The 20,164-nt window shown below is 72.1% G+C and carries 16 protein-coding genes; 6 read left to right on the top strand and 10 right to left on the bottom strand.

Annotation, left to right across the window (positions count from 1 at the left end):
* Positions 1–293: 293 nt before the first annotated feature.
* Both ACFYMP_RS23445 and ACFYMP_RS23440 read right to left on the bottom strand, forming a co-directional pair.
* The gene (locus ACFYMP_RS23445; RefSeq protein WP_388861320.1) at positions 294–1,262 is read right to left on the bottom strand and encodes a MerR family transcriptional regulator; all 969 of its coding nucleotides are present in this window, start codon (positions 1,260–1,262) and stop codon (positions 294–296) included.
* An 86-nt stretch (positions 1,263–1,348) separates the two neighbouring features.
* On the bottom strand, positions 1,349–3,502 hold the full coding sequence (locus ACFYMP_RS23440; protein ID WP_388860992.1) for an SDR family NAD(P)-dependent oxidoreductase: 2,154 nt from the start codon (positions 3,500–3,502) through the stop codon (positions 1,349–1,351).
* A gap of 289 nt (positions 3,503–3,791) precedes the next feature.
* Between ACFYMP_RS23440 and ACFYMP_RS23435 the strand changes: the two genes are divergently transcribed.
* The 5 genes from ACFYMP_RS23435 to ACFYMP_RS23415 all read left to right on the top strand — a co-directional run bounded on the left by ACFYMP_RS23435 (position 3,792) and on the right by ACFYMP_RS23415 (position 7,979).
* Positions 3,792–4,841, top strand: a complete 1,050-nt coding sequence (locus ACFYMP_RS23435) for an ABC transporter ATP-binding protein (protein WP_388861317.1) — start codon at positions 3,792–3,794, stop codon at positions 4,839–4,841.
* On the top strand, positions 4,838–5,746 hold the full coding sequence (locus ACFYMP_RS23430; protein WP_388860989.1) for an ABC transporter permease: 909 nt from the start codon (positions 4,838–4,840) through the stop codon (positions 5,744–5,746). Before ACFYMP_RS23435 ends, ACFYMP_RS23430 begins: the two co-directional genes overlap by 4 nt.
* Positions 5,743–6,654 carry an ABC transporter ATP-binding protein gene (locus ACFYMP_RS23425; protein WP_388860986.1) on the top strand — a complete coding sequence of 304 codons (912 nt, stop codon included), beginning with the start codon at positions 5,743–5,745 and terminating at the stop codon, positions 6,652–6,654. The genes ACFYMP_RS23430 and ACFYMP_RS23425 overlap by 4 nt, the downstream gene beginning before the upstream one ends.
* 13 nt (positions 6,655–6,667) lie before the next feature.
* Positions 6,668–7,390, top strand: coding sequence for an ABC transporter permease subunit (locus ACFYMP_RS23420; RefSeq protein WP_388860983.1), 723 nt, complete (start codon positions 6,668–6,670; stop codon positions 7,388–7,390).
* A 181-nt stretch (positions 7,391–7,571) separates the two neighbouring features.
* On the top strand, positions 7,572–7,979 hold the full coding sequence (locus ACFYMP_RS23415) for a hypothetical protein (RefSeq protein ID WP_388860980.1): 408 nt from the start codon (positions 7,572–7,574) through the stop codon (positions 7,977–7,979).
* A gap of 1,170 nt (positions 7,980–9,149) precedes the next feature.
* Here the strand turns inward: ACFYMP_RS23415 and ACFYMP_RS23410 are convergent.
* From ACFYMP_RS23410 to ACFYMP_RS23375, 8 genes are all read right to left on the bottom strand, one after another.
* A complete protein-coding gene (locus tag ACFYMP_RS23410) occupies positions 9,150–9,920 on the bottom strand; it encodes an HAD-IIB family hydrolase (protein WP_388861314.1) in 771 nt (256 codons plus the stop codon).
* A 293-nt stretch (positions 9,921–10,213) separates the two neighbouring features.
* Positions 10,214–11,491 carry a serine--tRNA ligase gene (gene serS / locus ACFYMP_RS23405; RefSeq protein ID WP_388860977.1) on the bottom strand — a complete coding sequence of 426 codons (1,278 nt, stop codon included), beginning with the start codon at positions 11,489–11,491 and terminating at the stop codon, positions 10,214–10,216.
* 1,166 nt (positions 11,492–12,657) lie between these two features.
* Positions 12,658–13,926 (bottom strand): iron uptake transporter deferrochelatase/peroxidase subunit, encoded by a 1,269-nt coding sequence (gene efeB, locus ACFYMP_RS23400; protein ID WP_388860975.1) that lies wholly within the window; start codon positions 13,924–13,926, stop codon positions 12,658–12,660.
* A 5-nt stretch (positions 13,927–13,931) separates the two neighbouring features.
* The gene (locus tag ACFYMP_RS23395; protein ID WP_388860972.1) at positions 13,932–16,223 is read right to left on the bottom strand and encodes a copper resistance protein CopC; all 2,292 of its coding nucleotides are present in this window, start codon (positions 16,221–16,223) and stop codon (positions 13,932–13,934) included.
* A 10-nt stretch (positions 16,224–16,233) separates the two neighbouring features.
* Complete coding sequence (locus ACFYMP_RS23390; protein WP_388861311.1) at positions 16,234–16,710, bottom strand: copper chaperone PCu(A)C; 477 nt, start codon at positions 16,708–16,710, stop codon at positions 16,234–16,236.
* Between the two features lie 104 nt (positions 16,711–16,814).
* Positions 16,815–17,501, bottom strand: coding sequence for an SCO family protein (locus ACFYMP_RS23385; RefSeq protein WP_388860969.1), 687 nt, complete (start codon positions 17,499–17,501; stop codon positions 16,815–16,817).
* Positions 17,502–17,584: 83 nt separating this feature from the next.
* Positions 17,585–18,442: a YcnI family protein gene (locus ACFYMP_RS23380; protein ID WP_388860967.1), complete on the bottom strand. Its 858-nt coding sequence runs from the start codon at positions 18,440–18,442 to the stop codon at positions 17,585–17,587.
* Between the two features lie 113 nt (positions 18,443–18,555).
* On the bottom strand, positions 18,556–19,317 hold the full coding sequence (locus ACFYMP_RS23375; protein WP_388860964.1) for a hypothetical protein: 762 nt from the start codon (positions 19,315–19,317) through the stop codon (positions 18,556–18,558).
* A 196-nt stretch (positions 19,318–19,513) separates the two neighbouring features.
* Between ACFYMP_RS23375 and ACFYMP_RS23370 the strand changes: the two genes are divergently transcribed.
* Positions 19,514–19,960, top strand: a complete 447-nt coding sequence (locus tag ACFYMP_RS23370; protein WP_388860961.1) for an ATP-binding protein — start codon at positions 19,514–19,516, stop codon at positions 19,958–19,960.
* Positions 19,961–20,164: the final 204 nt, after the last annotated feature.

Genomic DNA, 20,164 nt, shown 5'->3' with positions numbered 1-20,164 from the left:
CCTTGAGGCCGAGAGCGACATCGTACGGCTCGTGACGCGCTCGTGACGCGCTCGTGCGGCGCCCATTAGGTCCTCGTGAGGCGCTCATCAGGTCCTCGTGAGGGACACCCTGCCATCACCCGGTACTCGTACACCGGCCGGGGATCATCCCGGCTTTCCGATGAAGTGACCATGTGATCAGTCGCACCGCTCCGTGTTTGTGCCTCCCCCGTTGGAACCAACAGGTTTGATCCACAGATAACTGCGGTTATCCACAGGCTGTTTGACTTTTCTGTGGATAACTAGGGTGCACCTCACCCTGATTGGGCAACTTGGCCTTTGTTCACATGGTTTGCCACAAGGGATTGCAAGGCCCTTGTCTGCACCTCTCGTTCGGCGGCGGCGGTGATGAACGCCGACACACCGTCGTCACCAACGAGGTCGCTGACGGCCCGGATTGTGCTTAGCGGGATGTGCACGTCCGCATGTCTCGTCGGCGTCGCCTCCGGTATGTCCTGACCGGTCACCCGGTCGAGCTGCCGGCGGGCGAAAATACGCATGGCGCGGGCGAGTTCGGCGTCGACGGTGTGCTGAGCGAGGGGACGCAGCCGTCGGATGAGCGCCACCGCCTCAGCCGTGGCGTCCTCGTCCACCCGGGTGTCGCCGATATAGCGGGCGAAGACGTGCTCGGTGGTGAACTCCAGGAACCGGCTCGCCATGTGCTCGACCTGTCCGCGTACCTCACGCAAGTGCTCCGCCACGGCGCGCAGTCCGACACCCGCCGCGGACAATTCGACTGCCACGGCGAGTTCCTGGGGGCTGGGCACCCGGAACTCGTTCTCACTACCGGGAAGTCGCTCCAGTACGCCGAGGCCGATCGCGTCCTCCAGGGCCTCCTCGTCCAGCCGGCCCCCGAACCGCTCGCGCAGCTCCTCGCGGGTCACCCGGTCCGGCTGCTCCTCGGTCCACGGGCCCTCCACCTCCGCCGCGATCCCCAGCACTCCACCGAGTCCCCGGCCGGTGTCCCACGCGTCGAGCAACTCCTTGATCGAGGTGAGCGAGTAGCCGCGTTCCAGCAGACCGGATATGCGGTGCAGACGGTCCAGATGCGCCCTCTCGTACACGTTCGCCCGGCCACGCCGCTCGGGCCTGGGCAGCAGGCCGCGGTCCTGGTACCCCCGCACCGTCCGCACCGTGAGGCCCGCGCGGGCGGCTAGTTCCTCGATGCGGTAGACGGGTCCCGCCGGGGACGACGGAGCGGCGTCCACCGGGGGCCCGGCCATCGCGGCCGCCGGGAGCGCGGACGCGCCGAGGGACTCGGAGCGGTGCTCGGGCGGCTCGACGCCGGAGCGGGCGTCGTGGGCCGCCGTCACAGTGGGGGCTCGATCCGGGCGAGGGCGCGGTGGGTCCTCGGGGCGTACCGGGCGATCAGCTGGGCGCCGCGTGCCTCGGCGGTCACCGGGACCACCGGTTCGTTGCGCACGACCGCGCGGAGCACGGCCTCGGCGACCTTCTCGGGCGGGTAGTTCCGCAGACCGTAGAGGCGACTGGTCCGCCTCCGCAGCCGTTCCTGCTCGTGGTCGTCGACACCGGTGAAGCGCGCGGCCGTCGTGATGCCGGTACGGACGGGACCCGGGCAGATCGCGCTCACTCCGATGTCCCGGCCGGCGAGTTCGGCCCGGAGGCATTCGCTGAGCATGAGGACGGCGGCCTTCGAGGTGCTGTAGGCGGGGAGGACCCGGGAGGGCTGGAAGGCGGCGGCCGAGGCCGTGTTGACGATGTGGCCGCCTTCGCCGCGCTCGGCCATCTGCGCGCCGAACAACCGGCAGCCGTGGATCACTCCCCAGAGGTTCGTGTCCAGCACCGCTCGCCACTCCTCGACCCCGGTGTCGAGGAAGGGGCCCGCGAGGCCGACGCCCGCGTTGTTCATGAGGACGTCGACCGTCCCGTAGGCCGAGGCGACCCGTTCGGCGAGCCTCTCCATGGCCCCGGCGTCCCCGACGTCCACCGTCTCCGCCCAGGCGTCCGGCGCTCCGGCGGACCGGGCGAGCCCGGCGACCTCGGCCGCTTTGGCGGCGTCCCTGTCGACCGCCACGATCCGCGCACCCGACCGGGCGAAGGCGAGGACGGTGGCCCGGCCGATACCCCCGGCGGCTCCGGTGACCAGCACCAGCCGCCCGCCGAACCGCTCTTCGTAAACCATGCGACGCCGTTCGTCCCGGCTCGCCCGGTCACCGCGTGGCCGCTTCCCAGGCGGTACGGGCTTGCCGGCTCGGGGAGGATCGACGCCCCTGCCGGTCCGCCCTCGGCCGGGACTCCCGCCGCGCTCACCGCCCGCGTCGTCCCCCTCCTCGTTTCCTCCGCTTTTCCTGCTTTCCCCGCTTTTCCCGCTTTCCCTGCCTTCCCCGTGCTCTCCGCGCCGCTCCACCTCCGTGACGAAGTCGCCGATCCAGGTCGCGAGACCGTCCGGCCGGGAGCGGGGGAGCCAGTGCTTGGCCGGGACGCTGCGGCGGCGCAGACCGCGCGGGGTCCACTCCGCCAGCTCGTCGTAGAGCCGGGGGGACAGGAAGTTGTCGCCGGTCGGGACGATCAGCTGCACAGGGGCGTGGGCGAAGGCGTCGGGCCGTGGCCGGCGCAGCCGGGGCCGGATGTTGTCGCGGTAGAGCCAGGCCCCGTGGGCCGCGTCCGTGGGAAGCGTGGGGGTCGGGTAGTCCTCGGCGGTCAGTTTCTCCGCGCGCCGCAGCAACCCGGGCCACCGCCTGCCCAGGGGGCCGCGCCACGCCAGCTCCGGCAGCACCGGCGTGTGCAGGGCGTAGACGTACCAGGACTTCGCCGCCTGGTCGAGGAGCTGGGCCGCCGCGTGGGGCGTGGGGCGGGCCAGGTGGCGCTGGAACCAGTGCCCGAGGTGGTCGAGGGAGGGGCCCGAGATCGAGGTGAAGGACGCGATCCTGCCCTCCGTACGGCCCACGGTGGTGAACTCCCAGCCCTGGACGGAGCCCCAGTCGTGACCCACGAGGTGCACGGGGCGTCCGGGACTGACCGCGTCGGCGACCGCCAGGAAGTCGTCCGTCAGCTTGGGGAGGGTGAACCCGCCGCGCAGGGGCCTCGGGGCGGAGGAACGGCCGTGCCCGCGCACGTCGTACTGCACGACGTGGAAGCGGTGCGCGAGCCGCTCGGCGACCGGTGACCAGACCTCCTTCGAGTCCGGGTAGCCGTGGACGAGCAGGACGGTCGGACGCCGCGGGTCCCCGCGCTCCAGGACGCACAGCTCGATGCCGCCGGTGTGCACGCGGCGCTCCCGCGCGGCGGCGACCGGACGCTGAGCGGTCGGCTCAGCGGGCGGAGCAGCGGCCGGCTCAGCGCCCCGACCAGCGACTGGTTGTCCGTGCGCGGGCCCGCCCCCGTTCCCCTCGCGGTCCTTATCGGAGCCCTTGCCACCACGGTCGCCCAGGTCGCCCAGGTCGCCTTGGTGGACCCGGTCGCCCCGCTCGCCGTCGCCGTCGTCGCCGTAGCGCCCGTTCATGACGTTCCCCCTGTCGTCAGCCGGTCCCGGAAGGTGACACCAATGAATGTGACAATGCCCGGCGGCGACGTCAAGGCCCGTGCCCGGCCTGTGGATAACCCGGGCGACCGGGCGGCGGCGGGTTGCGGGCGGGCTACGGTCGAGCCGCGGACGGACTACGCGGGGAGTGCGGAGCCGGGGAGACCGTAGGGGGACCCCTGGGGGACCCGTAATACCGGGGAGGGAGACGAAGACCGACCCGTGGGTTGATGTCGTATGTGGTCCGCGCCACTAACTTCGAAGCGTGACTGTGATCGCGACCGAAAGCCTGAGCAAGCGGTACCCCAAGGTGACCGCGCTTGACCGGCTCACGTTGGACGTCGGGCCCGGCGTTACCGGGCTCGTGGGCTCCAACGGCGCCGGCAAGTCCACCCTGATCAAGATCCTTCTGGGTCTGTCCCCGGCCACGGAGGGCAACGCCTCCGTTCTCGGCCTGGACGTCGCCACCGAGGGCGACTCCATCCGGGCGCGCGTCGGCTACATGCCGGAGCACGACTGCCTGCCGCCCGACGTCTCGGCCACCGAGTTCGTGGTCCACATGGCGCGCATGTCGGGCCTTCCCGCGACGGCGGCCCGGGAGCGGACGGCCGACACCCTGCGCCACGTCGGGCTGTACGAGGAGCGGTACCGCCCGATGGGCGGCTACTCGACGGGGATGAAGCAGCGCGTCAAACTCGCGCAGGCCCTCGTCCACGACCCCGAACTCGTTTTCCTGGACGAGCCGACCAACGGACTCGACCCGGTCGGCCGGGACGACATGCTCGGCCTCATCCGCCGCGTGCACAGCGAGTTCGGCATCTCCGTGCTGGTGACCTCGCACCTCCTCGGCGAACTGGAACGCACCTGCGACCACGTCGTGGTCGTCGACGGCGGGAAGCTGCTGCGCTCCAGCTCCACCAGCGACTTCACCCAGACCACCACGACTCTGGCGATCGAGGTCACCGACTCCGACGAACACCCCGACGGCACCCGCGCGCTGCGTGACGCGCTCGTCCTCGCGGGCGTCGCCGTCGACCGCGGCCCCGCCGAGCAGGGGCTCCCGGGCGCCGGGCGCATCCTGCTCGTGGAGGCGTCCGGGGAGGAGACCCACGACGCGGTGCGTGACGCCGTCGTCGATCTCGGTCTGGGACTGGTCCGGATGGAACAGCGCCGCCACCGCATCGCCGAGGTCTTCCACAGCGAGAGCGCGGACGGGCGGACCGTGCCGGCGGGGTCCGTCCCGGGCCCGGCCGAGGCCACCGCCCCCCAGGCCCCGGCGCAGCAGCCGACGGCCACCGCACAGGAGGTACGGTCCCGATGAGCACACCCGCCAAGGCCGAGGCGCCGGTCCCCGGAGCCTCGACCATCCACGACATCGGCTACCGGCACTACACCGGGCCCCGCCTGGACCGGGCGGCCGCGCGCCGCGCCCTGTACGTCCAGTCGCTGCGCAGTTCCTTCGGGCTCGGGCGCTCCGCCAAGTCGAAGGTCCTGCCGGTCCTCCTGTTCGGCGTCATGGTCCTGGTCGCGGGCATCCTCGCCGCGGCCACCATCGTCGCCAAGCTCAAGGACCTGCCCGTGGACTACACCCGGTACGCGATCGTCATGCAGGCCGTGATCGGCCTGTTCGTCGCGGCGCAGGCCCCGCAGGCCGTCTCGCACGATCTGCGTTTCCGCACGATGCCGCTGTACTTCTCCCGGCCCGTCGGCCCCGTGGACTACGTGCGGGCCAAGTTCGCCGCGACCGCCACCGCGGTGTTCGTGCTCACCGCCGTCCCCCTGCTCGTGATGTACGCCGGGGCGCTGCTCGCCAAATTCGACTTCGCGGACCACACCAAGGGGTTCGCCCAGGGACTGGTGTCCGTGGCCCTTCTCTCGCTTCTCTTCGCCGGGATCGGTCTCGTCGTCTCGGCGGTCACTCCGCGCCGGGGCTTCGGGGTCGCCGCGGTCATCGCCGTCCTCACCATCAGCTACGGGGCGGTATCGGCCCTCCAGGGGATCGCCTTCGAGCAGAACAGCGCGAACGCGATCAGCTGGATCGGCCTCTTCTCCCCCATCACGCTCATCGACGGGGTGCAGACGGCCTTCCTGGGCGCGTCCTCCGCCTACCCGGGCGGAGAGGGCCCCTCGGCGGGAGCGGGCGTCGTGTTCCTGCTCGTCCTGATCGGCCTCCTCGCCGCCTGCTACGGCCTGCTGCTGCGCCGCTACCGAAAGGCCACGCTGTGACCACGCTCTCCATCGACCACGCCTCCCGCTGGTTCGGCAACGTGGTCGCCGTCAACGACGTCACCATGACCATCGGCCCGGGAGTCACCGGACTGCTCGGCCCGAACGGCGCGGGGAAGTCCACCCTGATCAACATGATGGCCGGTTTCCTCGCGCCCTCCGGAGGAGACGTCACCCTCGACGGCGCCCGGATCTGGCGCAACGAGGAGATCTACCGCGAGATCGGTCTCGTACCGGAGCGGGAGGGGATGTACGACTTCCTCACCGGCCGCGAGTTCGTCGTAGCCAACGCCGAACTGCACGGTCTGGACGAGCAGGCCGCCGCGCGGGCCCTGGCCACCGTCGAGATGGAGCACGCGCAGGACCGCAAGATCTCCACGTACAGCAAGGGCATGCGGCAGCGGGTCAAGATGGCCTCCGCCCTCGTGCACGAGCCCTCCGTGCTCCTGCTCGACGAGCCGTTCAACGGGATGGACCCGCGACAGCGCATGCAGCTCATGGAGTTGCTGCGGCGTATGGGCGACGAGGGCCGGACCGTGCTGTTCTCCTCCCACATCCTTGAGGAGGTCGAGCAACTCGCCTCGCACATCGAGGTGGTGGTGGCGGGACGGCACGCCGCGAGCGGTGACTTCCGGCGTATCCGCCGGCTGATGACCGACCGCCCGCACCGCTACCTCGTGCGCTCCAGCGACGACCGGGTGCTGGCCGCCGCGCTGATCTCCGACCCGTCGACGGCGGGCATCGAGGTCGATCTCAAGGAGGGCGCGCTGCGGGTGCAGGCCGTCGACTTCGGCAGATTCACGACGCTGCTGCCCCGGGTCGCCCGGGAGCACGGGGTGCGTCTGCTGACCGTCTCCCCCTCCGACGAGTCGCTCGAATCCGTCTTCTCCTATCTCGTCGCGGCTTAAAGGAGTCCCAGCGATGTACGACCCCACGGTCGCCCGGCTCACCTACCGGGCACTGCTCGGCCGCCGCCGGGCCCTGATCCTCTTCGCCCTACCGCTCCTCCTGCTCGTCATCGCCGTCGCCGCGCGTCTCTTCTCAGGGGCGGACGACCAGGCCGCCGTCGAGGTCCTGGGCAGCTTCGGGCTGGCCACGATGGTCCCGATCATCGGGGTCGTCGCCGGCACCGGCGCGATCGGTCCGGAGATCGACGACGGCTCGGTGCTGTACCTCCTGGCGAAGCCCGTCAAGCGGCCCACGATCATCCTGACCAAGCTGATCGTGGCGATCGCCGTCACCATGGCCTTCTCGGCGATCCCGACCCTGATCGCCGGATTCGTCCTCAACGGCAACGGCCAGCAGATCGCCGTGGCCTACACCGTCGCCGCGCTCGTCGCCTCCGTCGCCTACGCCGCGATCTTCCTGCTGCTCGGCACGGTGACCCGGCACGCCGTGGTGTTCGGCCTGGTCTACGCGCTCGTCTGGGAGGCGCTTTTCGGCTCCCTCGTGCCCGGCGCCCGCACCCTCAGCGTGCAGCAGTGGTCGCTGTCGCTGGCGGAACGCATCGCGGGCGGCGACCTGATCAGCTCCGACGTCGGCCTTCCGCTCTCCGTCGTCCTGCTGGCCGCGGTCACGGGCCTCGCCACCTGGTACGCGGGCCAGAAGCTGCGCACGCTGAAGCTGGCCGCCGGGGAGGGCTGAGCGACTGGAGAGGAGAGGAGCAGGACGGCTCCGCCCTCTCCGCAGCGGCCTCGTCAGCTTTGTCCGAAGCGCGGGACACTGGACAAAAGGGTGGCAATCCTAGCAATATCCGCCCGTCTCTTCCGTACGCGTGTACGGATGTGCGGGTGTACGGATACGGGGTCGTGAGGAGCGGGTGCTCATGGACGGACCGCAGGACAGGGACCGGCAGGGCCGGGGCGACCGGAACGAGCCGGGTGCCGGGTCCCGGAACGGACCGCGGCGTGAGCAGCGGGACGAGCCGGAGCATGAGCCGGAGCCGGTCGCCGGGCCCGGCGGGCGGGGTGCCGATGCCGCGAGCGCTGGTCCGGGGGCCGGTCAGGACCGGGATCAGGACTGGGATCTGGGCGAGTTCGACATGGAGTTCGTCCGCGAGGCGCAGACCGTCGAGCCCTCGGCCCGAGCCCGCATGCTGGCGGCGCGGTGGCGGCGGGAGGGCGGTCCCCCCGATCCGGAACCCTGGCGTGCCGACGATCCGCCGGCGGGCTGGTTCTGGAGCCGCGCCCGTCGTTCCCGGCGCCGACGCCGGGGCGGCGGGAATTCCGGATGAATGGGCGTCCCGAATGAACGGGAAATTTCGGGAGAAGCCCGCTGGCCGGAGGGGAGCCACGAGCGTGGCCGGCTGGTCGGCCTGAAGCCGGGAAGGCGACCGGACCGGTGGGTAATCGGCCTGACAGGTAATCCGGCTGGTGTCTCATCAGGCCAGAAGATGATCGGATCGATGAGTGATCGGACGGGGTGATCGTCGGACCGGAGGGGTGGCTGGATCAGCGGATGATCTGACCGGGGGCCCCGTCGGGGGCGACAGTGATACGACCGGGAAGGCGCTCGACCCCGGGGCCCGGGGGCCGGTGCCCGCGGCCGAGAGGGAAAGACGGCTCGTAAATGGCTGGCCAACCGACCACAAAAAAGGCACAGTTGTTCGTGTCGGACGCCGTCACCGGTGTCCGGCCGTCCACGGGGTGTGGAGTGAGGAACGACGCCTTCGGGCAGTTCGTCGCGCTCCCGGCAGGACGGCCCACGGCTGAGCGCTCCGGAGTAGACCACCTCCACTCCGTCGAGCGCCGCCGGGCTGTCCGGGGCGGCCCTCAGGTGCGCTGAGCGCCCATGGCCGCCCACCCCCTGGAGGCTTCCCTCGCCGGCTCCGTACGTACAGGCCGCCGAGGTGACGTTTCCGCGCGGCGCCCGACGCCGGAGGCGGTGATCTCCGACCCGGCCCGGCCCGGCACCGCGAGCTCGTGCCGTCTCGTGACGTACGTGACGTACGGGAAAGTCGTGCCGGGGCGGGAAGGGCGGCGCGCCCGGCTCCGCGAGGGGGGCAAGGGCCTCGGTACGGATGTCGCCGCGCTCGACCCGTGTATCACCGGGCCACCGGCTGGAGGCCGCCCACTGCCGGCGAGTGGCCAGTGGCGAGTGGCGAGTGTCGAGGGCCGGCCCCGCGACGTGTACGGAGGCTGTTCGTACCACGGCCGCGCGGTGGCGTGTGTTCCGCTCACTTCGGCGGAGGACCGGTCGGCCCGGCGGTTCCGTACGGCTGACGGCTGACGGCTGACGGCTGACGGCTGACGGCTGACGACCGACGGCTGGTCCCCGTACCCGCGGGACTCCCGGCCCGTGACGGTGGAGGGTTTCGCGCGGGACAGAGCGTGTTCCACGCTCCGGCGCTGGTCCCCGGACGCCGGAACGTCGGCCTCCGGGGACGGAGACGGGAGCGGGGGAGTCAGCCGGTGGGGTGGTGCTCGGCGAGGAGGCGTTCCAGGACCACGGCGATCCCGTCGTCGGCGTTGGAGAGGGTGACCTCGTCGGCCACCGCCTTCAGTTCCGGGTGGGCGTTGGCCATGGCCACGCCGTGGGCCGCCCAGCCGAACATCGGCAGGTCGTTGGGCATGTCGCCGAAGGCGATGGTCTCCACGGCCTTCACCCCGAGCCTGCGGGCGGCGAGCGAGAGCCCCGTGGCCTTGGACAGGCCGAGCGGCAGTACCTCGACGATGCCCTCACCCGCCATCGTGACGCCGACCAGATCTCCCGCGGCCTCCCGGGCGGCGCGGGTGAGTTCGTCGGCGTCCAGCGCGGCGTGCTGGAGGTAGACCTTGTTGATCGGGGCGGACCACAGTTCGGCGGTGTCCTCCAGAGGGACCGATCGCAGTCCTCCCTGGACGGTGTAGCCGGGGCCGACGACCACGTCGCCGTCCAGTCCGTCGCGGCTCACCGCGAGGGACAGCGGACCGGTGGCGGCCTCGATCTTCTCCAGCGCGAGCCGGGCGAGTTCCCGGTCGAGGGTGACGGAGGTCAGCAGCCGGTCCTGCCCCGCGTCGTACACCTGCGCGCCCTGACCGCACACCGCGAGGCCGTCGTAGTCCAGGTCGTCGAGGACGCGCCGGGTCCAGGGCACCGCCCGGCCCGTCACGACGATGTGGGCCGCGCCGGCGGCGGCGGCCGAGGCGAGCGCCGCCCGGGTCCGGGCCGACACGGTGTCGTCGGGCCGCAGCAGGGTTCCGTCGAGGTCGGTGGCGACGAGCCGGTACGGGAACCGTCCGCCGACCGCCCCGGCGCCCGTCTCGGCGGCGGCACGCGAGCCCGCGGTGGCCCCGGGGGGCGATGCGGAGGCGCGGCTTCCGGCGACGAAGGAACCCGAGGCCAGGACGTCACCGTGGGCGCGGGAACTGGAGGGAAGCGGTTCCGGGTTGCCGGCCCGTCCCTCGGGGGACGGGCCGCCGGGGGCCTTGCCGGGGGCGGACCCCGGGCCGGGACGTGCCGGGCCGGGGGCGCCCGAGAGGGCGGGACTCACTTGGCGACGGGCTCCAGGATCTCGCGGCCGCCCAGGAAGGGGCGCAGGACCTCGGGCACCCGTACGGAGCCGTCGGCCTGCTGGTGGTTCTCCAGGAGGGCGACGATCGTACGCGGGACGGCGCACAGCGTGCCGTTCAGCGTGGCGAGCGGGCGGACGGACTTGCCGTCCCGCATGCGGATCGACAGCCGGCGCGCCTGGAACTCGGTGCAGTCCGAGGTCGAGGTCAGCTCGCGGTACTTGCCCTGCGTAGGAATCCACGCCTCGCAGTCGAACTTGCGGGCCGCCGAGGACCCGAGGTCACCGGTCGCCACGTCGATGACGCGGAACGGCAGTTCCAGCGAGGTCAGCCACTGCTTCTCCCAGTCCAGGAGGCGCTGGTGCTCGGCCTCGGAGTCCGCCGGGTCGACGTACGAGAACATCTCGACCTTGTCGAACTGGTGGACGCGGAAGATGCCGCGGGTGTCTTTGCCGTGGGAACCGGCCTCACGGCGGAAGCAGGGCGAGAAGCCCGCGTAGCGCAGCGGCAGCCGGTCGGCCTCGATGATCTCGTCCATGTGGTAGCCGGCGAGAGCGACCTCGGAGGTGCCGACCAGATACAGGTCGTCCTTCTCCAGGTGGTAGACGTCCTGGGCCGCCTGGCCGAGGAATCCGGTGCCCTCCATGGCCTGCGGGCGCACCAGGGCCGGCGTCAGCATGGGGGTGAAACCGGCGGCGGTGGCCTGGGCGATCGCCGCGTTGACGAGGGCCAGCTCCAGCAGTGCGCCGATGCCGGTGAGGTAGTAGAAGCGCGAGCCCGAGACCTTGGCGGCGCGCTCCACGTCGACGGCGCCCAGCAGGTGGCCCAGCTCCAAGTGGTCCTTCGGCGTGAACCCCTCGGCGTCGAAGTCGCGGATCTCGCCGTGCGTCTCCAGGAGCGCGAAGTCCTCCTCGCCGCCCACCGGTACGGCGGGATGCACGAGATTGCCGAGCCGGCCGAGCAGTTCCTGGGTCGCGGCGGCGGCCTCGTCGCGCTCGCTGTCGGCCGCCTTGACGGCGGCGGACAGCTCGCCCGCCTTCTTCAGCAGCTCCTGCTTCTCCTCCCCGGCCGCCTTGGGGATGAGCTTGCCGAGCTGCTTCTGCTCGGCCCGCAGCTCGTCGAAGCGGAGCCCGGACGACCTTCGGCGCTCGTCGGCGGAGAGGAGGGAGTCGACGAGGGCGACGTCCTCACCTCGGGCGCGCTGGGAAGCGCGGACACGGTCGGGGTCCTCACGGAGCAGGCGAAGGTCAATCACCCTTCAAGGCTACCGGTGCGTGCTCGCGGCACACGACCCGATATGGCTACGGCCGCCATGTCGACGCGGGGAACCGGGGCAGGGCGAGAGTGAAATGAGAGAAATGGGTAATTTGCCTGATTGATGCGAATCGACATCACGGGAAATGCGCCTCTGGGAGGCGTGGGCGAGTAGCTTCACCCGCTGGCTGCACCTGCGTGCGCTCTTCGCGGTTCCCGAGTTGCCGCCCAGACGGTTTTGTGCCGACTTGGGAGTTTTGTGAAGTAGGGCGGAGGGTGGATGCGTGTCGGCCGTCAAGCGGAGAGTGTCTCATTGCCCGGAACGGACTATTCCGCTCGGGTGGGATTGACTTGTGGCGCGTGTGATGACTTTTCCTCCCGGCCTGGCGCCTGGCGCCTGGCGCCCGTCGGGAAAGCTGGCGCGCGTACCGATCCGCCGGCCGGTGAGGGGCTGTGAGAACTGGCCTTCGCGGACTTGTGGGACCTCTGAGGCCCCGCGAGCGCGCAAGGCGGGCCGGGTTGCGGGGGTACGGGCCGTCGGCTCGTCGGCTCTGGCGCGGATGGCCGTGCGGTCGGGGAGTGGTCCCGGGGCTGCGCGGGGCGCGTTGTTTTCCACAGGTGAAGGCGGCTCGGGGAAGTTATCCACAGGCTGTGCGGAGTATCTGTGGATGCCGGAATGGTCCGTTCCGAATCAACCTCTCGGTCTCGGAGATTTCCCTTACGAAACCTGGCCAGGGCCCCCTTTCGGGTGGAAATTGACCTGCGCATAGAGTTGATCAAGGGAAATGCCGCCGGGAACCGTGGGGAAGAGGGTGGACCGGGGCGGGGACGGCTGTGGACGGACTTGGGGTCCGTAGGGCGATTTGTCGACCATGTCGGGACAGTGTGTCGACTTGTCCCCAGGTCGAGAACGAAGCCTGTGGATAACTCTGTGGACAGCGACCGGGGCCTCGACGGTCCGCCCGCTCAAGCCCGCCAACCGCCCCACGCGACTCTCCAAGGCTCCCCGTTTCGGCCTGGCTCCCGCTCCGGTCCGGCTCCCCGCGCTCCAGTCCGGCTCCCCGCGCTCCGGGCCGGTTCCCCGCTCTCCGGTTCCCTTCCCCGCTCTCCGGCCCCGCTGCTGAGGGAGCCCTCCAGCCCGGCTGCTCAGCCCTCCAGCCCACCTGCTCAGCCCTCCAGCAGCGGTTGTCCGACGTACTCCCCCTTCGCCGCCCCGCCGGGCACGGCGAAGAGCCCGCTCGCCTCGTGCCGGATGTACTCGGACAGAGCGTCACCCCGGTCGAGTTTGCGCTGTACGGGCACGAAGCCGGTCAGCGGATCGGACTGCCAGCAGATGAAGAGCAGCCCGGCGTCCGGCACCCCGTCCGCGTCGATTCCGTCGTGGTACGAGAAGGGGCGGCGCAGCATCGCCGCGCCACCGTTCTGGTCGGGCCGGGTGATCCGGGCGTGGGCGTTGAGCGGGATGACGAGCTTTCCGTCCTTCCCGGTGGCTTCGAGGTCCGGTTCGCTGGTCTCGGTGCCGCCGGTGAGCGGGGCCCCGGTGGACTTGCGTCGTCCTACGACCTGTTCCTGCCCGGACACCGGGAGCTTCTCCCAGTCGTCGAGGAGCATCCGGATGCGCCGTACGACCGCGTAGGAACCATTCCGCATCCACTCCGGTGAGGCGTCGGCGGGGACGAACACGCGTTGCGCGAAGTCCTTGTCCCGGGGGGCGGGGTTCCCGGTGCCGTCGATCTGGCCCATGAGGTTGCGTGTCGTCCTGGGCCGGTCGGTGGCACCAGGGGAACGGTTGAAGCCGTTCATCTGCCAACGCACCCGCGCCGTGCCGTGGGCGTCCTTTTGGAGGGCGCGCAGGGCGTGGAAGGCGACGAGCGCGTCGTCCGCGCCGATCTGTACCCACAGGTCGCCGTTGCTGCGCTTCGCGTCGAGGTGGTCGGAGGAGAAGTCCGGCAGTGGATCGAGAGAGGCCGGGCGCTGCTTCTCCAGACCGGTCCTGGCGAAGAAACTGCGGCCGAAGCCGAAGGTCACGGTCAGTCCGGAGGGCCCCGCGTCGAGGGCGATCCCGGTGTCGTGGCCCCCTGCGGCGGCGGGCGCTCCGGCCATCAGGTCGGCCGCCGTGCTCGACCAGCGGCGCAGCAGGCCGGCGGCCTCCCGGCGCCCGGCCCCCGCGACCAGATCGAAGGCCACCAGATGGCCCTTGGCCTGAAGCGGGGTGGTAATGCCCGGCTGATGTTTCACGTGAAACATCGCCCGCCGGGCGCCGAGTTGCGTCAAGGCCTCAGTGGCCTCCCCGCCCTTGGCGCCACCGGAGGGGGCGAGGGCGTAGCCGACCCCACCCCCGACGGCGCCGAGGGCGAGCCCGGTCGCTCCCGCCGTGCCGAGCAGCCGGCGGCGGGAGAGGGACGGGGACTCTGCAGCGGGCTGCTGCTCAGTCATGTCGTTCAGCCGATCTTTGCGGTCTTGTCCACGGTGACCTGATCAATGTCGGAGGTGCGGACGGTGACGGCGACCTGCCAGTTCCCGGCCATCGGGATCTGCACCTCGTCGGCACTCCAGTGTCCTGCGGCGATGTGGTCGGCGCTGACGTCCAGCGGCCCGAGGTTCTTCTCCGGCAGGGTCAGGGTGACCTTGATCTCCGGAACGTCGTACGGGGAGCCGTCCGGCTTCTCGACGTAGAGGTGCAGCGCGTTGTCACCCTGGCGACCCGGGTCGATGTCGAGAAGGACGGTGCCGGTGCCCTTCTCGCCACCCGTGTCGAAGGGGATCTTGAGGGATACGGGCTCGTTCCGGGTGGTGCGGGAGGAGGAGGTGGAGGCGGCGGCCTGTTCCTCCGTACGCCCGGGTTCCGTCGTGGTGAGCACCGTGGTGACGGCGAGCAGCACCACGGCGATGCCGGCCTCGGCGAGTACCGAGCGGCGTAGCCCGGAACGGATCAGGTCGCCGTCCCTGACGCGCTTCACCTTGGCGCTCGCGACGGCCGCCCGCTGCCGGGCGAGTTGGGCCGCGCGTACCGGGTCGGCGGCCGCACCACCGGCGCCCTCCGCGACCTCGGCCTCCGTGCCCGGCGCCTTCTCCGTGCCCGGCGCCTTCTCCGTGCTCTCCGGGCCGTTCGTGTCTTCGGGGCCCGGCTTACGGGAGGTGGCGGCCTTTGCCGAGCGGCCGGCCTTCTTCTCGGCGACGGCGGCGGCAGCAGCGGCAGCGCTGAGGGTGGTCTCCCCGGCAGGGCCGGTGGACGCGGTGCTCTGGCCGGGCACGACAGGCGTGGTACCGGTCGTCGCGTCCTTCCCAGAAACCCCAGAGGCCCCAGAGGCCCCAGAGGTCTCGGAGGGCGTCTCGGAGACCCCGGAGGGCTGGGGGCCCTCACCGAGCTGCGCCGTCCAGCGCCGGGAGAAGAAGGCGACGGCCACGAGGACGGCGACCAGGCCGACCTTGACGAGAAGGAGCTGTCCGTACGAGGTGCCGGTGAGCGCCGACCAGGAGCCGACCTGCCGCCAGGACTGGTAGAGCCCCGTCGCCGTGAGCACCAGGACGCTCACGAAGGCGACCCGGGAGAAGCGCCGTACGGCCTCGCGTTCCACCGAGGGGTCCCGGTAGAGCGCGACCAGCAGCGTCGTCAGCCCGCCCAGCCATGTGGCGACGGCCAGCAGGTGCAGGACGTCCACGGGCATCGCCAGACGGGCCTGGACACCCACCGAAGCGTGCTCGGCGAGCGCCCAGGTCGCGGCGAGCCCGGCCGCGACGACGGCCCCGCCGACCGAGAGACCGAAGGTGAGGTCCTTCTTCTCCTGGGCGTCCTCGCGCCGCGCGTAGGTGCCGAACAGCACCGCGACGAACAGCGCGGACACGGCGAGCAGCAGGAGCCGGGAGACGAGCGCCGCGCCCGGCTTGGTCTGGAGCACGTCGCCGAGCGCCCCGAGGTCGAGGACGTCGGAGAGCTTCCCGGAACCCGTGTAGGAACCGCGCAGCAGGAGCAGCGCGAGGGTCGAGCCGGTCAGGGCGACCCAGCCGTAGACGACGAGTCGCTGGACGGAACGCACCCCCGCCCCGCGCCGCCAGCAGCCGAGGACGAAGGCGACGCCGCCGACGAGGACGACGAAGCCGGCGTACGACAGGTAGCGGCCGATGTCGTAGAGGACGCCGACGACTCCGCCACCGGCCTCGGTCTGCGGGAGGGCGGCGCTCGTCTTCGAGGGCGCCCCGACGGAGAAGGTGTAGGCGCCGGACACGGGGTGGCTGTCGGCCGAGACGACCTGATAGGCGACGGTGAACGTGCCGTCCGGGAGCCCGGCGTGCAGTTCCACCGCGTACCGGGCGCCCGAGCCCTCGGGGAGCGTCGTGAGCTTTCCGGTGTCCACGCGCCGGCCGTCGGGGTCCAGGACCCGGACGGCGTCGTCGGACGCGGCGATCTTCTCGGAGAAGGTCAGGGTGACCTGGCGGGGGGCGGTGTCGACGACGGCGCCCTGTTTCGGGTCGCTGCCTATGAGCGCGGCGTGCGCCGAGGCGGGCGCCGCCCCGCCGAGCACGACACCCAGGGCCGCCGCGAGGGTGGCCAGCAGGAGCGCCAGCCGGGCCCGGGACCGGTGCGGTCCGCCCCGGGCGCCGGCTGGTGCGCCGGGCCCCGCGCCCGCGCCGGGACGTCCGGCGGCGGGCGGCCGCCCGGCCGGAACGGTCGTCCGGGCCGTCGCCCCCCCGGTGGAGGACGGGTTCACGCGGAGTGGTGCGGGGTGGCGCATCGGTGACTCCTCACTGGTGGTGTCCCGCCCTGGGGGGCTGGTACGTCGTCTCCTTCACCGGGAGAACGGCCTCGACCGTGCCGGAGATGGCGAAGTGCAGGGTCACGGTCACCTTCTCGCCGAGTTCGGGCTTGTGGCTGAGCCCGTCGAACATGAGGTGGTTGCCGCCTCGTTCGAAGTCGAGCGTCCCGTGCGCGGGCACGGCGAAGGACTTCCGCTCACGCATCGTGCCGCCCGAGGTGCTGTGCAGCGTCACGTCCTTGGAGAGCCGGCTGGTCACCGAGGTGAGCCGGTCCGCGCCGCCACCGGAGTTGTGGACGAGCAGGAACCCGGCGGCCATGGAGCCGGTGACCGGTTGCGGCATGAAGCCTCCGCTCACGCTGAGACGCGGGGCGCTCGCGCCGTCCGCGCCGCCGTCACCGGAGGCGTCGTCGGAACCGCAACCGGCGAGGACCACGGCCGAGACGAGGGAGAGACCCGCCGCCACGGCGGTCCGCGCCCGCCGCCCGGCGCGTCCCCGCCCCCCGGTGTGTTCCTCCCGGTACGTGTACGCGTACGTGGCGGGCGTGGGCCGCGCGGTGTGCCGGGGGCTCACGGCGTCCGGCCCTGGACGAGCTTCGGCAGGTCCTTCGTGTAGTCCTGGGCGGTCGCCTCCTCGCCGTACAGCACGTACCCCTTGTCGGTCTTCGGGGAGAAGGCCACGACCTGGGTGCCGTGCGTCGAGACGGTCTTGCCCTCCTTGTCCTTGTGCGGGGGTTCGATGCTGATGCCCAGCTTGCGGGCGCTCGCCTGGATGGTGTCGAAGTCGCCGGTGAGGCCGGTGAAGTCGGGGTCCTGGCCCTTGAGCCAGGAGCCGAGCGCCTTCGGGGTGTCCCGTTCCGGGTCGGTGGTGACGAAGACGACCCGCAGCTTCTGGCGTTCGGCGGCGGGCAGCTTCTTCGCGGCGACCGCGATGTTGCTCATGGTCAGCGGGCAGACGTCGGGGCAGTTGGTGTAGCCGAAGTACAGCAGCGTCGGCTTGCCCGCGGTCTCCTTCCGCAGGTCGTACTTCTTTCCGGCGGTGTCGGTGAGGACCACGTCGGGCTTGGTGAACGGCTGGTCGAGCACGGTCGCCGGCTTCTGCGAGCCGCTGTCGACCGAGACGTCGGCCACGGTGGCGTCGTCCTTCTTGCCGTCGCTCCCGCCGCAGGCGGTCAGGGTCAGGGAGGCGGCGGCGAGGAGTGAGGCGGCCAGCAGGCTCTGCTTGCGGAGACGGCGGGCCAGGAGGGTGGTGCGCATGACGGAGAGTCCCAAGGTGTTGTGAGGGCGGCCGGTGGGGCCGGGGCCGGGACAGACGGCCCCGGCCCCACCGGCCCGGTGGATCAGCCGGCGGTGGTACGCCGACGGCCGGCCAGCAGGCCGAAGGCCACGCCCGCGACGCCCACGACGATGCCGACGACGGCGAGCACCCGTGCGGTGGTGTCGCTGTCCGAGCCGGCCGAACTGTCCGAGGCGGTCGTGTGGGAGGCGCCGGGGGCGCCGGAGGGCTTGTCCGAGGCGCCCTTGCCGGAGTCCTTGTCGGTGGCGCCGGCCGAACCCGGGGCGGCGTGGCCGTCCTCGGCGGGCGCGCTCAGCTGGAGCACGGGCGCGGGGTCCTCGGGCTCGCTGCCGTCGCTCTTCGGCTCCTCGATCCAGCGCACGACCTCGTCGTCGGAGTACGTCTGGAGCGCCTTGAAGACCAACTGGTCGGCGTCCTCGGGCAGCTGGCCGACGGAGAGCGGGAACTGCTGGAAGGTGCCGGGGGCGACACCCTTGCCCGTGGCGGTCCAGGTGACCTTCGAGGGAGCCTCGGTCACCTTCTCGCCGTGCATGTCGAGGGGCTTGTCGAGCTTCTTCCGCGTGACCTTCACGTTCCAGCCCGGTACGGCCTGCGGCTGGACCGAGGCCAGGGGGTGATCGGCGGGGAGGCTGACCTCCAGCTTCACGGTCGACGCGTCGTCGCGCTCGTTGGGGACCTTGAAGTTGACGGTCGCGTAGCCGCCCTTCGCGGCGGGGCCCTGCGGCTGCACGCTGACGTGCGCGGACGCCGTGCCGGCGAGCAGCAGGACGGCGGAGCCGGCGAGCGCGCCCGCGGCGGCGAGCCGGGGCAGCACGGCCGGGCCCCGGCGGGGCGAGCCGGCCGTGCGGGAACGTGCGGCCTGGGGGGCGTACGGAGCCTTCTGGGCGTACGGAGCCTTCATGGCGTGACACTCCACTTTCAGCAGTGGTGACGGTGAGAGCCGGCGCGCCGTGGTGGCGCGCGGCGGCACGCCGCGTCCTCGGCCGTGCGCTGCGGCACGGGGGAGCGGTCGTGTCAGGCGGCGAGGGAGAAGCCGGCGGCGGGCGGGCCGCGCCTGATCACCGTGTGCTGAAGGTCGGCGGTGCGAGTCGGCACCCCGTCGTCGTCCGCCGAGTCCGGCGGTGCCTGCGGGGTCTCGGACAGGGCCGCCAGGAAGGCCCGGACGCACAGCAGCGTCCTGACCAGGGTCCGCAACCGGGCCCCGGCCGCGACCGTCGCGACGGCCTGCGCGGACAGCCGGACCAGGCGGAACAGCGCCTGGTCGCCCCGGCGCAGCAGCCAGCCCGCCACGAGGGCGGCGAGCAGGTGCCCCAGGAGCATCGGACCGGTCGGCAGCAGCGGCATCCCCGCGTGCGGGTGGACGGCGGCGCCGCTTCCGTCGAGACCGGCGGTCTTGAGGATGTGGTGCGCCTCCAGCGGGCTCAGCGAGGAGGCCCCCGCCCCGCACACGAGCCGGGCCGCGCGCTCGGCCGCCGACTCCGGCGCCCGCCCCATGGCCATGCCCTGCTGGCTCGCGCCGAAGAGGAGGTGCAGACCGAGCTGGCCCGTGGCGAGCAGGGCGGCGATGCCCGGGAGGCCGCGTTCCCGGCCCGCCAGCGGTACGGCGACGGCCAGGACGAGGAGGAAGCCGAGCCCCAGACTCCACAGAGGGACGGCGGAGGCGGCGGCCAGCCCGTGCCCGGCGGCGGACAGCGCGACGCAGACCGCGGTGAACACCGCGGCCCTCAGCAGCCGGAGTCCCGCTCCGGCGCGCGCGAACACGTGGGGGGCAGCCATGGCGGCCCCATCATCCCACCGGCTCCCCGGCCCGTGTCAGGCAGGTCCGCAAGATCCTGAAGGTCGGGTTCCTGGAGGACGGTCCGGTTGTGCGCGCACCCCGTCCGGAGGCCGACGGCTGTCAAGAGCGCGATTGAGCAACTCCCGTCGCGGCAATACGTATCGGTATGTCGAGCCGCGCACGGGAGGCTGGAGCATGAGCATCTGGTGGTCACTCCATCTGCGGCGGGAGGCGGCGAGCGTGCCGCTCGCCCGCAGGCTGCTCTCGGGAGCCATGGACACGGCCGGTGTGGACGCCGACACGGCGTTCGACCTGTCCCTGGCCCTGACCGAGGCATGCGCGAACGCGGTGGAGCACGGGGGCGGTACGAGCGATACGCAGGCCGGAAAGTACCGGGTGACGGTACGGCTCGACGGAGAGCGCTGCCGAGTCGAGGTGACCGACTCGGGCCCCGGGTTCCCGGCCCTGCGCGGGCGCGCCCCGCGCAGACAGCGGCTGGAGGCGGAGGACGGCCGCGGGCTCGGGATCATCACGGAACTCGCCGACCACGCCCAGTTCCGCAACCGGACCGGCCGCGGCGGCGCCGTCGTCAGCTTCGACAAGATCGTCAAGTGGCGCACGGACGCGCCACTGCTCGTCTGAGTCCGGGGGCCGGTGCCGACACCCGGCCACCCACCGGGGCCCCGGCGTCTGTCACCTACGACGAAGGGCCGGGGGGGGGGGGGGGGGGCCCCCCCCCCCCCCCCCCCCGGGGGGGGGGGGCCGCGCCCCGCCCCCCCGCCCCCCCGGGGCCCCCCCCCCCCCGGCGGCCCCCCGGCCGGGGGCGGGGGGGGCGGCGGCCCCCCC

This window comes from Streptomyces sp. NPDC007088, from assembly GCF_042869355.1.
Lineage (GTDB): Bacteria > Actinomycetota > Actinomycetes > Streptomycetales > Streptomycetaceae > Streptomyces.
The sequence above is the reverse complement of the archived record's forward strand: the minus strand, read 5'-3'. Positions and strand labels throughout refer to the sequence as shown.

Excerpts from the sequence above, each read along its gene's own strand:
- ACFYMP_RS23370 (WP_388860961.1), top strand. The coding sequence starts at position 19,514 with ATGAGCATCTGGTGGTCACTCCATCTGCGGCGGGAGGCGGCGAGCGTG.
- ACFYMP_RS23445 (WP_388861320.1), bottom strand. The coding sequence starts at position 1,262 with ATGGCCGGGCCCCCGGTGGACGCCGCTCCGTCGTCCCCGGCGGGACCC.
- ACFYMP_RS23440 (WP_388860992.1), bottom strand. The coding sequence starts at position 3,502 with ATGAACGGGCGCTACGGCGACGACGGCGACGGCGAGCGGGGCGACCGG.
- ACFYMP_RS23380 (WP_388860967.1), bottom strand. The coding sequence starts at position 18,442 with ATGAAGGCTCCGTACGCCCAGAAGGCTCCGTACGCCCCCCAGGCCGCA.
- ACFYMP_RS23385 (WP_388860969.1), bottom strand. The coding sequence starts at position 17,501 with ATGCGCACCACCCTCCTGGCCCGCCGTCTCCGCAAGCAGAGCCTGCTG.
- ACFYMP_RS23415 (WP_388860980.1), top strand. The coding sequence starts at position 7,572 with ATGGACGGACCGCAGGACAGGGACCGGCAGGGCCGGGGCGACCGGAAC.
- ACFYMP_RS23430 (WP_388860989.1), top strand. The coding sequence starts at position 4,838 with ATGAGCACACCCGCCAAGGCCGAGGCGCCGGTCCCCGGAGCCTCGACC.
- ACFYMP_RS23420 (WP_388860983.1), top strand. The coding sequence starts at position 6,668 with ATGTACGACCCCACGGTCGCCCGGCTCACCTACCGGGCACTGCTCGGC.
- ACFYMP_RS23395 (WP_388860972.1), bottom strand. The coding sequence starts at position 16,223 with ATGCGCCACCCCGCACCACTCCGCGTGAACCCGTCCTCCACCGGGGGG.
- efeB (WP_388860975.1), bottom strand. The coding sequence starts at position 13,926 with ATGACTGAGCAGCAGCCCGCTGCAGAGTCCCCGTCCCTCTCCCGCCGC.
- ACFYMP_RS23375 (WP_388860964.1), bottom strand. The coding sequence starts at position 19,317 with ATGGCTGCCCCCCACGTGTTCGCGCGCGCCGGAGCGGGACTCCGGCTG.